Source organism: Paraburkholderia sp. BL21I4N1, assembly GCF_002973525.1.
Taxonomy (GTDB): Bacteria; Pseudomonadota; Gammaproteobacteria; order Burkholderiales; family Burkholderiaceae; genus Paraburkholderia.
The window spans coordinates 865,618-879,579 of the sequence record NZ_PVEN01000001.1 but is presented as its reverse complement, the minus strand read 5'-3'; the positions used below and the strand labels follow the sequence as shown (position 1 = coordinate 879,579).

Annotated in this window: 13 protein-coding genes; 1 reads left to right on the top strand and 12 read right to left on the bottom strand. The window is 64.4% G+C overall.

The genetic code is table 11. The features are described from left to right. Positions 1 to 27: 27 nt before the first annotated feature. From B0G83_RS03790 to B0G83_RS03765, 6 genes are all read right to left on the bottom strand, one after another. Positions 28 to 321, bottom strand: coding sequence for a hypothetical protein (locus tag B0G83_RS03790; RefSeq protein WP_105506058.1), 294 nt, complete (start codon positions 319 to 321; stop codon positions 28 to 30). A 23-nt stretch (positions 322 to 344) separates the two neighbouring features. Next, positions 345 to 2,168, bottom strand: a complete 1,824-nt coding sequence (locus tag B0G83_RS03785; protein ID WP_105506057.1) for a type II and III secretion system protein family protein — start codon at positions 2,166 to 2,168, stop codon at positions 345 to 347. An 89-nt stretch (positions 2,169 to 2,257) separates the two neighbouring features. Then, a complete protein-coding gene (gene cpaB / locus B0G83_RS03780) occupies positions 2,258 to 3,097 on the bottom strand; it encodes a Flp pilus assembly protein CpaB (RefSeq protein ID WP_105506056.1) in 840 nt (279 codons plus the stop codon). Between the two features lie 36 nt (positions 3,098 to 3,133). Continuing rightward, positions 3,134 to 3,670 (bottom strand): prepilin peptidase, encoded by a 537-nt coding sequence (locus B0G83_RS03775; RefSeq protein ID WP_105506055.1) that lies wholly within the window; start codon positions 3,668 to 3,670, stop codon positions 3,134 to 3,136. 142 nt (positions 3,671 to 3,812) lie between these two features. Then, complete coding sequence (locus B0G83_RS03770) at positions 3,813 to 3,998, bottom strand: Flp family type IVb pilin (protein ID WP_105506054.1); 186 nt, start codon at positions 3,996 to 3,998, stop codon at positions 3,813 to 3,815. Between the two features lie 1,069 nt (positions 3,999 to 5,067). Further along, the gene (locus B0G83_RS03765; RefSeq protein WP_105506053.1) at positions 5,068 to 6,690 is read right to left on the bottom strand and encodes a methyl-accepting chemotaxis protein; all 1,623 of its coding nucleotides are present in this window, start codon (positions 6,688 to 6,690) and stop codon (positions 5,068 to 5,070) included. A gap of 359 nt (positions 6,691 to 7,049) precedes the next feature. Here B0G83_RS03765 and B0G83_RS03760 point away from each other — a divergent pair, with 359 nt between their 5' ends. Beyond that, complete coding sequence (locus B0G83_RS03760) at positions 7,050 to 8,165, top strand: GAF domain-containing protein (protein ID WP_105506052.1); 1,116 nt, start codon at positions 7,050 to 7,052, stop codon at positions 8,163 to 8,165. A gap of 59 nt (positions 8,166 to 8,224) precedes the next feature. Here B0G83_RS03760 and B0G83_RS03755 read toward each other — a convergent pair whose 3' ends face one another. From B0G83_RS03755 to B0G83_RS03730, 6 genes are all read right to left on the bottom strand, one after another. Then, positions 8,225 to 9,127, bottom strand: a complete 903-nt coding sequence (locus B0G83_RS03755) for an alpha/beta hydrolase (protein ID WP_374954893.1) — start codon at positions 9,125 to 9,127, stop codon at positions 8,225 to 8,227. Positions 9,128 to 9,263: 136 nt separating this feature from the next. Then, the gene (locus B0G83_RS03750; RefSeq protein WP_105506050.1) at positions 9,264 to 10,274 is read right to left on the bottom strand and encodes a fatty acid desaturase family protein; all 1,011 of its coding nucleotides are present in this window, start codon (positions 10,272 to 10,274) and stop codon (positions 9,264 to 9,266) included. A 58-nt stretch (positions 10,275 to 10,332) separates the two neighbouring features. Next, positions 10,333 to 10,989, bottom strand: a complete 657-nt coding sequence (locus tag B0G83_RS03745) for a phosphatase PAP2 family protein (protein ID WP_258167675.1) — start codon at positions 10,987 to 10,989, stop codon at positions 10,333 to 10,335. A gap of 14 nt (positions 10,990 to 11,003) precedes the next feature. Continuing rightward, a complete protein-coding gene (locus B0G83_RS03740) occupies positions 11,004 to 12,119 on the bottom strand; it encodes a hypothetical protein (RefSeq protein ID WP_105506048.1) in 1,116 nt (371 codons plus the stop codon). Beyond that, positions 12,116 to 12,877 (bottom strand): hypothetical protein, encoded by a 762-nt coding sequence (locus B0G83_RS03735; protein WP_258167674.1) that lies wholly within the window; start codon positions 12,875 to 12,877, stop codon positions 12,116 to 12,118. The genes B0G83_RS03740 and B0G83_RS03735 overlap by 4 nt, the downstream gene beginning before the upstream one ends. Then, positions 12,874 to 13,947, bottom strand: a complete 1,074-nt coding sequence (locus B0G83_RS03730; RefSeq protein WP_219848995.1) for a hypothetical protein — start codon at positions 13,945 to 13,947, stop codon at positions 12,874 to 12,876. Before B0G83_RS03730 ends, B0G83_RS03735 begins: the two co-directional genes overlap by 4 nt. Positions 13,948 to 13,962: the final 15 nt, after the last annotated feature.

The following is a 13,962-nucleotide window of genomic DNA, read 5'->3' as shown; positions in this document are numbered from 1 at the left end:
GAATCCGGACCGTCGCGCGCAAGCGCTTCAGTAGTTGCTCGACGTGCCGATGCCGATCGTGAAGCTGTTGGTCGGCGCGGCCGGCGCCGTGAACGATTTGACGTAGCTCTTCTGCGCGGACGCGGCCGCCGTGCCGTCGATGCCTGCCACTGGATTCGTGTTGGCCGAGCCTTCCGGATTGAGCGTCTGCATTTCCCGGATCTGCCGGACCGAGTCGCCGAAGGTGGCGTCCCAGTGCGGCGTCGAAGTCATGCAACCGGACAGCGCGGCGCAGCAGCCCGCGCACAGCGCGGCCCGGATCAGTGTGTGGATGGATGTCATGTCGATCTCCAGAGGGTCGCGCATCAATGGACGGCGGGGGCGTCGTGGCTGTCGGGCGTGGGCGGAATCACCGCCACGTCGGCCGCCGACGACTGAGCCGGCGCGGGGACCGGTTTCGGCGTCGGAATCTGCGCCGGCGCCATCGCCGGTGCCGTTCCTGGTGCCGGCGCCGGCATGGGTGCCGGGCCGTCCGCGCCAGGTACCGCGCGCTTCGTGCCTTCCATGTGGCCGGTCAGGTACACGTTCGTTTCACCCGCGTCGCCGAAATGATCGGTGGGCAGCGGATAGTGCTGCGGCAGCGGTTTCGCGAGGCGCGGCGTCACGACGAACACCAGTTCGGTCTTGTCCTGTTCGTAGTTGGTGCTGCGGAACAGCGCGCCGAGCACCGGCAGTTCGCCGACGCCGGGCAAGCCCTTCAGCGTACCGGTCACGTTGCTCTTCATCAGACCGCCGATCGCGAAGCTCTGACCGTCGTACACCTGCAGCGTGGTCGAGGCGCGCCGCGTGGTGATCAGCGGCAGGATCGACGTCACATTGCCGTTGCCGGCGCTCACCACCACGCCCGTCGACGACAGTTCCGACACTTCCGGCGACACCTTCAGATTGATGCGACCGCCTTCGAGCACGGTCGGCGTAAAGGTCAGGCCGACGCCGTATTGCTCTTCCTGCAGCACGATCGTCGTGCCACCCGTGCCGTTGCTTTGCGGCACCGGGATATAGACTTTGCCGCCAGCGAGGAAACTCGCTTCCTGACCGCTGATCGCCATCAGGTTCGGCTCGGCGAGAATCTTCACGAGCTGATCGGTTTTCTGCGCGTCGACGGTCAAACCGAGCGGCGAGTTATTCGCTTTCGACGCGGTCAGCGCGCCGAGGCCGCCAGACAGGAAATTCGCCAGCAGCCCGAAGCTCCAGCTGCCGATACCGCCGTTCAGATTCGCTTGCACGCCGAGCTGGTCGATCAGCGTCTTCGAGACTTCCGCGACCTTCACTTCGAGCATGACCTGCTGCGGCGCGGCCACTTGCATCATGTTGATGATGCGTTCCCCGCTCGCCCCGCCAAGCGATGGCGTCGGCACGCCCATGGCGCGCGGCGCGGCGCCCACCGGCAGCGGACCGCTGCCCATCGGTGCGCCGCTTTGCAGCGGGGCGGTGGGCCGGGCCACGAAGGCGCGCGCCAGTTCCATCACGCGTTCGGCCTTGACCGCGTCGGTGACGGTGCCGGTCAGCACCAGCGTGTCGGCGGCAGCCCTTACCTGAATACCGGTTTCCTCGGGCATCAGCGTGGCGAGCGTATGTTGCAGGCCACCCGGGTCGGCGCCGACGCTCACGTCGATAATCGTGCAGGAGCCGCTGCGGCCTTGCACGATCATGTTGGTGGTGCCGACGTCCGAGCCGAGCAGATAAAGCGTTTGCGGCGAGACGAGCATGGCCTGCACGATCGACGGATTGCCGACCGTGCGCGAACGCACCGGCTCGCGGATGTCGACCATGGCCGACTTGCCGACCGGAATCGTCACTTCGGTATGGTCGGCGATCGGGCCGCTGCAATTCGGTCCGCGGCTGGTTTGCTGCATGCCGCGTGAGGTTGCGCCGCCGCTCATGCCGCTGGCGGCGATGGTCAGATGCACCGTGCCGTTGGGGGCCACCGTGATCGGCGTGCCCGGCAAACCCGGTACGTCCTGAGCGCTGGCCTGGGCCACCGGCAGCATCGCCAGCGACAGCCCGAGCAGCACGCAGGTACAGGCGTCGGCGATCCGGGTACGGCTGCGTGGTGCAAGCGAATTTGCTTCGCGCGGGCCGAGCGGGTGCTGCGGCGCGCAAGCGCGCTGTGTCGTTCTGGCGTTCATGTCCTACCCCCGTTGAGTGCCGCTTTTTTTACGCGCTGCCGGTCTAACTCAGTCGCGCGTATCGGTCACGGCTTGCAGGCTTAAGCCTGTCAAAAACATTCTTGTCTTGCGTCGGCGCCGTCGAGTACTCGCACGCAGTTGCCCGGTGCGCGCAGCGCCACTTTGCGCACGATCCGCAACGGCTTCGGTTCGGACGCGGCGACCGCGACCGCCACGACCGGCGTCTTCAACAGCGTGGACTTGGTCGCGCCGGCGGTGTCGATCGCCTGCGGATCGATCTGATTGCGCAACACCAGGGAAAGCGTGCCGATGCTGCGCGCCAGATCGATTTTCTCGGCCTGTTCCGGCGACACTTCCAGCGTCACCGCGTCGACCACTTTCGGTTTGGTTTCGTCGCGACCCACTTGCTGAGCGACCGCGAGGACGAGAATCTTTTCGAGCACGATCTTCGATATGTTCTGGTCGTGTTGGCCGGCAGCGGCGCTACCGTCTTTCTGCGTATTGACGATGATGTCGACGTAATTGCCCGGCAGCGCGAAACCTGCCACGCCGATCACGTCGTTCACCCGCACCGTGATGGCACGCTGGCCTTCGCCGATCACCGCCGAGAGACCGCCGAGCGTGCCGACCGGGGTCAGCTTCGCGTCGACCACCGGCTCGCCGTGCAGCAGACTATCTTTCAGCACACGGCCGTCGAGTTTCTGAATGTCGGTGTATGCGCCGGGCGGCACGCTATTAGAGGGCCAGTCGGTGAGCTTCAGGAAATCCGGTCCGATGCGCTGGCCGAGATTGATATCCGTTGCGGCCACCACGACTTTGGTGGTGGCGTTCGACGACTGCGAGACCATCCAGCGCGAGGCGAACACCACGGCGGTGAGCCCGGCCAGCGTCGCGATCAGCAACATCGTTACAGCGCGCGCGTTTTTCATTTTCAACCCCCGAATTGTTGTCCCACCTGGCACGCGTCACACGCTGGCGAACAACACGAGCGCGCTGCCTATTGCTATGGCCACTCCGTACGGCATGGTCCCCATTGCACTATGACTGGCGGCACTGCCGGTCCGTTGCAGCACGCCGCTTCCGGGCGTCGCGCAACGGGCCAGCAAAGCGGCCGCCTGACTCAGGCCGGTGCGCATCTGACGGCGCCGCAGCATGATTGCCAGCGACCCGATCGCACCGATCGCGCAGGTCGCCAAACCAATTTCAAAGGCGCCGAAAGCACCGCAGTACGCGCCGATCGCTGCCATCAGCTTCACGTCGCCGGCACCCATCAGACGCATCGCATAGCCGGGCAGGAAAATCGCACCACCCACCGCCATGCCGCCCAACCACATCGTCATCGCCTCGAATCCGCCGTGCGTGTAGCACTGCACCGGAATCGCCACGAGCAAACCTGTTGCCACCAGCCAGTTAGGAATCCGGCGCGTTTGCAGGTCCCACACGGCAGCCAGCAGTGCCAGCGTCATCACGCAGGGTCCAACCGGAAAAGGAACGCCATTCATCGCCAGCTCCGCTTCAAGGATCGAGTTGCCCTTCTTTACTGGAGTAACGCTTCGTTCGGCACGGATGCCGTCGCTACCCTGTCTCGAAGGACCGTCGAGACAGGGCGAGCGATCGGGCTTTGCGCCGCCGGGGCGGCACGACTCACGCAGCCGGAGCGGCCACGCCTGCCAGTTGCGTCGAGATATAGCCAAACACCGTGTTCAGATTCGTTGCGATCAACTTGGTCGCGGTAATGATCGCCACTGCGATCAACCCGGCCAACAGGCCGTATTCGATCGCTGCCACACCGTCTTCTTCGCGCAGAAATTGCTGGATCGTGTTCTTCATGCTAACCCCCGTAAGAGTGAAAGTTGACTGCGGTTGGTGCCCCTGCGGCCGCCTGAAAACAGGCTCGCCGAAGCGGCGTTCAGGTCCGTCCATCGGACGGAAAAAAGTGGCGGGGTCAGCGCTTCACGTCATCACGATCACCTGCGGCCGATATCGCGTATCGATCACCCGTGTCGTTGTTCGTTGACATCCGTTTTTCGTTGGCCCCGCCGCACCTCGTAAAACGCGTTGACTTCCCCGAACGCGACTTACGAAGACTGTTGCTGCTGCCGGTTTTTTTCTGCCCGTAGCGTGTGATGCCTGTTTGCTGTTTTCCTGCTTACCGGCCGCAGCGTGTTTCGCTTTGTGATCGACTTATTGCAACGGCTGTGCCATGAGGCCTCAAAGCCTTGCTGGACAAGGAGGTGCGTTACGCCAGGCGATGCGGAAGGGGGGCTGCGACGAGCGATGCCTCGAATTTGAGACGTGGTTTGGCCGGTGAAAAAGCACTTTCACGCGATGCATGGCGCATCAATCGGGCAGTCGAAAAACCGCCGGCACGTTGACTGGCAATGGTTTGACGAAGGTTCAGGTCAAAAATGCCTGATCTGGATCCGGTGAAGTATCTTTTACTTGACGTGGACCGGAATGTCGCAAGGATGAGACGAGGGAATGCCGGCACAAGCCGCCGTGGCGGGCCGGAGCGCGGCGACGGGCTGCTTCGCTATGTGCGGTGCCCCGCATTGTGAGATTGACCAGGGGTCAATAAATCGCTGCGCGTGCCGAGGGGCTGCGCAGGATCGAGACGTCACGGGAAATTTTTTTGCCGCGATGCAAGCCAGCCGGGCAACCCGTGGAGAGACCGCCCGATTTCGCGCAGCGCATTGCAGGCTGCGCGTCTTGAAGCAAGCAAGGGCTTTTGCGGGCGGCAGGATCGAACGCGCGGGCAATAAAAAAGATCAGGTACGGCGCGCGCTGCAGCGTTTGAAATTCGCCCGAAGCCCTTTGTGTCCGGGTTAGTTCAAAGCTGCATGCGTATCAGTTGCGAGCACGTGCACGGTGTTGCCGGCCGCCGCTTCAGCGACCCGCGTCAGGCGCCGGCTTCGACCAGCGTCGGCGCATGCCGCTGCTCCGCAGCCCAACCCGTCGACAACGTCCGTGCCCCACCCTGTCCCAGCCGGAACACCGAAGTCGCCTGTTTGAGATTACCCGCCTGCTCTTCCAACGACTGCGCGGCGGCCGCCGCTTCCTCGACGAGCGCGGCGTTCTGCTGCGTGACCTCGTCCATCTGCGACACGGCCTGATTGACCTGCTCGATCCCGCGGCTCTGTTCTTCGGACGCCGCCGCGATCTCGTTGACGATGTCTGAGACGCGCTTGATCGCCTGCTTGACCTGTCCCATCGTTTCACCGACACCCGCCGCCTGGCGCGTGCCGCCGTCGATAATCGCCACCGACGACGTAATCAGCTCCTTGATCTCCTTCGCCGCCGACGCCGAACGCTGCGCGAGGCTGCGCACTTCGCTCGCGACCACCGCGAAACCGCGTCCCTGTTCGCCGGCGCGCGCCGCTTCCACCGCCGCGTTCAGCGCGAGGATATTGGTCTGGAAGGCAATGCCTTCGATCACGCCGGTGATCTCCGAAATCTTGCTCGAACTGCCGCTGATCTGTTCGATCGTGCCGACCATCGCGCGCACCGCGTCGTCGCCCGTATCGGCGAGACCGGTTGCGCCGCTGGCGAGGCTGCTTGCCTGACGCGCGTTGTCGGCATTCTGTTTTACCGTTTCGGTGAGTTGCGTCATGCTCGCGGCGGTTTCTTCGAGCGACGCGGCCTGTTCTTCCGTCCGCGCCGACAGATCCATATTGCCGGCCGCGATTTCGCGCGAAGCGACCGTCACCGATTCCGTCGACGTCTGAATGCCGCGCACCGTCTGGGTGATCTGACGGTCCATCGTATCGAGCGCTTGCAGCAGCTGACCGAACTCGCCTTTCACATCCAGCACGATGCGGTTGTCCAGATTGCCGGCGGCGATCTCATTGGCCACGCCGATCGCACGATTGAGCGGCACGCCGATGGCCCGCAGCAGAAACACCGCGGTGCCGGTCATCACGACGAGACCGGCGACCACCAGCCCGATCGCGATCATCACCGCGGTGTTCGCGGTCGATTCACTGTCCCTGTTGAACTGCCTGGCCTGCTCGACATTGATCTTGATGTCGTCGCCGACCAGCGCGAGCAACGTGTCGGACAACGCCGCCTGATCGTTCACCACCTTGGTGGCGCCGTCATAGTTGCCGGCTGACAGCAGGTCGGCGGCCTGATCGGTGAGCTGCTTGAGTTGCGGCAACGTGTCCCCGATTTTCTCGGCCACGGCTTTCTCGTCGGCGGCGCTAACGCGGGCCGGATAGTAGTCGGCCCACGCGCTGTTCATGGCGTCGATGTCGGCATGCATGGAGTCGACGGTCTGCTTCGTCATGGCCGGATCGTGAAACACCTGAATACGCCGCAGCTTCAGGCGAACCCGCAACTGGGCCGCATGGAAGTTCGACAGATCCAGAATCGGCACGGTCACGCCGGAATACGAATCCGACACGTTCGACTTCAACTGCGAAATCGCCGACAGACTGAAAACGCTGATTGCCGCCATCAGGACGAAGCAAACCCCCATCGCCAGCAGAATTTTGAAGCGGATCGTTTGGAAAAAACCATTCATGTGAAGTCCCCTTTGGGCGGCGCATTGAACTCCTTAACGGCCTGGCGGCATGCATCTTGAGTGGAGGACTTCCATATTTTCCACTTTGCAAGCTAATAAAAAGGGATTGTTGGCGAATCGAAGGGAACCGGGCATTGCGGCAGAAAGGTCTGTCTACCGGGCGATAGAGCAAAAAAATGCCGGCAGGGGCCGGCATGCAAGTCCTTCGTAGTCGGGGTACCGCGAAGGCGTTGAATCGGTTGATTCGTTTTAGAGTGTATCACCAAGTTTCATATTTTCCATATTGCTCAGGTTTGCCGGGTTCTTGTCGATAGCCTGAGAATCGCCTATCGTGGCAAACACCTAAAATTCATACCAATATGGACGATCCCATCATCACCACCCGCGCGGCGGCCAAGTTGCTTGGCGTGTCGATCCGCACCGCGCAGGTGTGGATCGAACAGAACGCGATCGAGTCGTGGAAAACACCCGGCGGCCATCGGCGCGTGCGTCGCAGCGCGGTGACCGAACTGATGGGGCGGCTCAAGCCGCACCCCGCGCAACCTTCCACATTTGCCGTGATTCACGCGTCCGAACATCGGCTCGGCCACTATTGCGACGTGCTCGCGGCCACGCCGGAATGCGCGGTGGTGGCCGACAGCGACGCCTATGCGGCGTTGCTGTCGATCGGCGTGCTGATGCCGTCGATCGTCATCGTCGAACTCAACCGGATGGACCGCGACCGCCTGACGATGATTCGCCGCATCGGCCAGCATCCGGCGCTCGGGCATACACAGTTGCTGGTCATCAGCCCGCTCGGCGCGGCGCATCTCGCGGCGGAAACGGAACTCGGCGAACGGCTGCACGTGCTGGGCGCGGAGTGGACCGAAGCGGAGTTGCAGACACGTGTGCGCGGCCTGCTCAGTCAGGTGGACGAAGCGGCGGCCCAGACGGTGACGGTGGATGGCGCGCCGGACATGCCCGTCCCGGCCAACGAAGCGCGGCGGCTCCAGGCCGTTGCCGCCGCGGGCTTGCTCGATACGCCGGAAGAACATGCCTTCGACGAGATCACGCAACTCGCCGCGCAACTGTTCGACGCGCCGATCGCGTTGCTCACGCTACTGACGCCGGAGCGGCAGTGGTTCAAATCGCACTTTGGGCTAGACCGCACGGAGACGCCGCGGTCGTGGGCATTCTGCAATTTCACGATTATCGAGAACGACCTGCTGGTCGTCGAGGATGCGACCACCGACGCCCGTTTTGCGCGGAATCCGTTCGTGACCGGCGAGCCGCGGATTCGCTTCTATGCGGGTACGCCGGTGCGGGACGTGCAAGGCTATCCGCTCGGTTCGCTGTGCGTGCTCGACCGCGTGCAACGCCAGTTCGACGCCACGCAAAAGGCCACGTTGACGACGCTCGGTTCGCTCGCGGCGGATCGAATCAATTTGCGGATCAGGGAGCGTCAGTTGCGCTGGGCGCGGAACAAAACGCATTGAAGGCACGCAACGCCGATGCACGCGAGCGTGCCTACTCGCGACCGCGCGCGTCGGCGTCGTTAGCGCCGCACGAATGCCGAAATCACATCGACGATGGAATCGGCCAACGGCAGATCGGGGTTCGTGTAGGTCGCGAGGTTTTCGCTCAGATCGTCCGTGTGGACGGTTTTCAGCACATGGTTGGCGTTCGCCACCAGCGCCAGTTCGGCACGGGGGTCCGCACGCTTGAGCCGTTCGGCGTCGTCGCGCGTAACCTGAATATCCCGCAGCCCCTGCACGATCAGCACGGGCTTCGCGTAACCGGTCAGCAACGCAGCCGGGTCGAGCGACAGTTCGCTCATTAGAAACCGTTGCACCTGTGGCCTGAACAGAGGTAACAACGCGGGATCGATCCGCGTTGCCGGCACGGTGCTTCCCGCTTCGAGCGACGCAAGCACCGACATTGCGTTATCGAGAACCGGTGCGTTGGCCGGATTCGCTTTCAGTTGCTCCCTCAATACCTGCGCGAGTGGACGCCCTGCCGTGGCGACCAGGATCAGGCCGCACATGTCCGCGGTATCGCGTGCCGCCGCGAGCGCAACCAGCCCGCCCTCGCTATGACCCAGCACCCACACGCACGACGCGCCGGTCCGTTGGCGAATGCTCGTCACCCACGTGTGCAGGTCGCGCGCGTAGTCGTCGACGCTGACGTCGTCGGCGTTGGCAATCGCCGACGCGCTGCCAAACATGCCGCGCTTGTCGATTCGCACGCTCGCAATGGCGCGACTCGCCAACCCCTCGGCCAACAGTCGATAAGCCGACGTGCGAACCAGTGGGCCGTCGCCGTTGCGGTCGGTCGGACCGGAACCCGGCACGATCAGCACGACCGGCATCGATGCAGGTTGCGCGGCGGCCGACAGCAGCGTGCCGCGCAACGGACCGTGCGGCCCCGGCGCGTCGATGTCGCGCGGAACGAAGGGCACTAACGCGGCCGACTGAATGGCGGCTGCTAGCGCGACAGCGGCAAGAAGAGGCACTCGCGCGGGCTCCGGAACACGACTCGTGAAGACAGGCAGTTTGCCACGGCAACAGAACTCCAACAGCCGCATGGCGGTGACATCAACTTCGTACTACAGCAGCCTCTTTATCGCTACCGCTGACCGCGCGCAACACGTCGGTATAGCTCGTATATAGATTGCCGCGCGGCAGCAACTGCGCGTTCGATAGTTGCGCATGCACCTTGCCGAGATGATAAAACGGCATGCGTACGTACAGATGATGTTCGATGTGATAGTGAATGCCGTGCGGGCCGAACAGAAAGGTCTGCCATGACGGCGCGACGATCGTTCGGGCGTTGAGGCTTTGATCGTCGCCCGCGGGCAAGCCCGCATGTTCGAGAATCGCTCTGACGCGTCCCATCAGCGGCAGCAGTGTGATCGCGGGCAACAGCCACAAGCCGAGATAAAACCACGGATGCCCGCACAGCGCGAGCCCCGCGAACAGCAGGCCATTGGTCGCCAGTATCGAGACCGCTTCCCACACGATATACGCCGACGATTTCGCCGCTTTCGGCAAGATCTCACGGAAATCGCCCCGCGCAACCCGCCACGCACCGACGCAGTACGACACGCCGCACACGTCCGCGATCAGACGCCTGACCAGGCGTGCTCGCGACACGGGGTAATCGGCAATGCCGAACACGGCGGCCACCGGGTCGTCGTCCCGCATCGGCGCGAGATGATGTTTGATATGCCCGGCGCGATAGCTCGCGAGCGACAGAAACAACGGACCGGCCGCCAATGCCTGACCCAACGCGTCGTTCAGGCGCCGATTGCGCAGCAGCGTGCCATGTGCGCTTTCATGCATCATCACCGCCAGCGCGAGTTGCGTGCGCGCGATCACCACGGCCGCTGCCAGGTAAGTCAGCGGATGAGGCCAGCTTGCCGCGAACGCCAGGCAGGCTGCGATCAATCCCCAATCGGCGGCCAGGGCGATAAGTGCCCGCCACGGTTTCAGCACGAAGAGCGCCGCATCTGGTGCGAAGCGGCTCAACGCGGCGTTGGCGCCGGCTCGGGACGATTGCGTCGGCTGGAGCGTAGCAGCAAGTGAACATTCCGCGACCTCGGACATTGCAGGGCTCGCGGACTCCCCTGCTTCAGCAATTGCCGTGTGTAAACCATCCTCTAGCTTATGCATTGCCGCGTACCCCGACTGTCGTCCGCCACTTCGCCACCAGACCACCACAAAGCAACGACAACAGCACACCGCCCGCCACGTCGACCAGCGTGTGCTGCTTGATCGTCAACGTCGACAGACAGATCAGCAATCCGGTCCCCGCCGCGAGCCATCCGGCGCGCGTGGGCCACAGCATCCGGCATGCGAGGCAGGTCATGGCGACGTGCAGACTCGGAAAGCCGTTCGTGGGCAGATCGAGTCCCCACAATCGGCTAATCCGCTGCCGCAGAAACAGATTCCCGATCAGACCCGGATCGGGCCGTGGCACGGTTTCGGTGAACAGCATGAAGCACACGAGCCCGACGACGAACGCCAGCGACGCCGCCGCCTTGAACGACCGGAAGTCCGCCGACGAGGCATAAGCCGACGCGGTTACCACGAACGGAAAAAACAACACGTACACGCACCAGAACCACGGCAGAAATGGAATCGAATCGTCCGCGAACGTGACGAAGTGATAACGCGGCGTAACGAAGCGCTCGGCCGCGACAAAAATGACCAGGCCCAACGCCATGCCGAGCGACGCCACGAGCGCTTGCCGATAATCGGGTCGTCCCATCGCGCGATGCATGCCGGGATGAACGCCGTTGAGCCAATGATTTCGCATCATGCAGAGCCTATCCGTCAGGTTCGCGCGCTACTCGCACACAGCGCGATCAGGCGTTCGGTCCACGCGTCGACACGCGCCTGCGCGTTCTGCCGGCCGGCGGCGCCACTCGCGCGCGCGGCGTCGGAATGCGCAAGCTCATGCGCCGCGTCGGCGACCTGACGGCGAAAATCGTCGGCGTCGCCGCGCCACGTCACGACCCGATGCAACAGTCCGAGCCGCTTCGCGCGCGCCACGTTACTCGCCTGCTCGGGCTGATCGGTAAGCACCAGCACGATAGGGCGCCGATAGACCTGCGCGATCGCGAGCGCCGCCATACCCGGCGCCGACACGATCAACCGCGCATGCGCGGCACAATTCGCCCAGTTCGGATCGACACTCTGCCAGCCCGCTCGTCCCGCATACCCTTCGCCAACGCGGTGCGAGGTCAGTCCCGTGTCGTCGAGGCCGGCGGTCAACGCATCGGCAAGACTCGCGTCGCGAAAATGCGGGTTCAGGTAGACCGCGGCATCGTGGCGATGCTCGGGCGTTGACGGCGCGGCGAGCGCCACCGGCGTCGGCAACTGAAAGCGGCGGCTATCTGGAACGCCGTCGGCTTCGTAAGCGAAATCGTGTTCGATGCACGACAACGCCGCCTCGATCTGCCAACCGACGATGCGCGCGAACGTGCGGCTTAGCATGCGCGGCAACACGCCGTCGAAATTGGCGAGCAACGCGGTCTTCAGACTCGCGCCGTACACGTGCAGCATCTTGCGCCGCCAGCCGGGCAGCATGCCCATGAATAGCAGCGCCGGATGAAACGAATCGTTGACCAGCAAATCCGCATTGCGCGCAACCAGACGCAAACGGTAGATGTCGTACAGCATCCGCGTCGGCCGGAACACGTAGTGCGCGACGTTGCGATTGGTGGCGCGGCGCAGCATGTTCTGGCGCTCGTCGAACTGGACCGCGTAGTGCTGCGACAGGACCGGCGCGTCGATACCGAAGCTCGCCAGAAAGCGCCGCCCGGACTCCGACGTGGTCAGCACTTCGACCTGCGCGCCGGCCTTGCGCAGCGCATGCACCAATAGTTGCGCGCGCATCAGATGGCCGCGGGCGTCCGCTGTCGCTAGATAGATGATGTGAGGGGTCATGGAGTGCCGTGACGGTGCCGATTCGGCCGCGCGTCGGGACGTGTGCGTGTGCGCGCAAGCGTGAGCGGCCGGATCGCCCAGCTCGCCAGATAGATCGCCACTGCGCCGGTCAACGCGAAGCTGGCTTCGATCGCGCGAATCTCGCGCATCAACGCCGCGAGCGTCGCCGCTTCGCCGGGCGCCACCATACGCCGCAACGTGGTTTCGCAGAGGCGCACATGGCGGCGCTCGTCCGCCAGCACCGACGCGAACAGCGGATACAGCGCATGCCCGCCGCCGAGCACGTCGCAGTGGCGGGTGAGGACGCGCGTCGCCATCTGTTCGGCGCACAGTCCCGTGGCATAGACCGGCACCAGCACGCCCTGCGCGAAACGCGACGCATAGCGACGCGCGAGCCGGTCCCATTGCGCAATCTTGCGACGGCTCAGCCAGTCCGGCGCGAGACGATTGTCCGCGTCGTCGCCGGCCGCCCGCAGTGCGTCGACGAACAGCGCGACGTGACGGCGCTCGTCCGCCAGGTGCCGGTTCAATTGGCGCGTGAGCCACGCGGGCGACTGCGGCAGCAGTTCCTCTTGCAAGGCACGTTCGGTGGCATCTTCGGCGGCGAGGTACATACGCAACACCAGGCGCTCGCCGCGCGGGTTGGCATGCAGCCGCCGCAGCGCCTTACGTTTGATACGGTCGACCAGCCACGCGCGCAGCGCCGCGTAACCGCGAGGTTCGGCGGGTGCGAGGCAAGCATAAGCAAGCCGACTCACGCCGGCGCTCCGCCCGGCCGTTTCGCCGCGCGCGTGGCGGCTGGGCCTGCCGCCGCGCGTTCACTGGCATCGCGGCGCCACGCGAGTATCAGACCGATGAAGCTGTCCTGCATGAACGCGCGACCCGACGCGACCGCGCCAGCGAACGGCTCTTCGCGGCCGTTGTAACGCAGGAAGCCCGCGCCGTTCGCCACGCCGAAGGACAGCGTGTCGTGTTTGTCGAAGCCGCGTTCGCGCACGTCCTGCAACAGCCGGCTGGCTTCGAGACCGAACAGGAAGAGTTCGCGCTTGACCGCCCATGCGGGGATCTGGCTGCTCAACGCTTCCACGTCGACCGTCCAGTTGCCCTTGGCGAGCACCTGGTTCAGATCGGTGTCGTCCGGTTGATCGGAGCTGAAGCGCGCACGCGCCACCGACTTCGCCACCTGGCCGATGCCGAGCGCGATCGTGATGTCGTTCGCGTTGGCGTCGCTGCTAGCGGTCGGCCGGACCTCGACCAACTGACGCGCGACACGCGCCGCCAGCGACGGATGCGCGAGCAGGTCGCGCGCCTGCTCTGGCGTGAACACGATACGCTCCTCCGAGCCCTCGCGGACGACGATCCGGTACGGGTCCATCCGCACCTCGGTGAACTTGCCGGACACGGGCGCATGCACGTAGATGTCGGGGCTCCACGTGCGGCCCGTACGACGCAGCAACACCTGCACGCTCAACGGCACGCGTCGGCCATTCGACGCCACGCCGCTGCCCTGCAACAGCACGTCGCCGATCAGCGTTTTGCTTTCGTGCGCGGCGTCGGTCGACAGCCGGATAGTCTGTCCGGCCGTGTCGATGCTGGCATGCGCGTCCTGGGTATCGAGCGCCACGCGGTTGCAGTCGGCACGGGTTGCGTCGCTGGCGGCGATCGGATTAGCGCCGGTGAGATCGAACGGGCAACCGCTCGCCGATGCAAAGTGGTACACGCCACGGCCGGCCACGTCGATGGGCGCGGCCTGGGCCGCGGTACTCAGCAGCAGGAGTGCAATGCCGGTCGCGCGATAGCCGAGCGCGCGCGGAGAATAGTCGTTCATGGTCGGAAAGGTTGG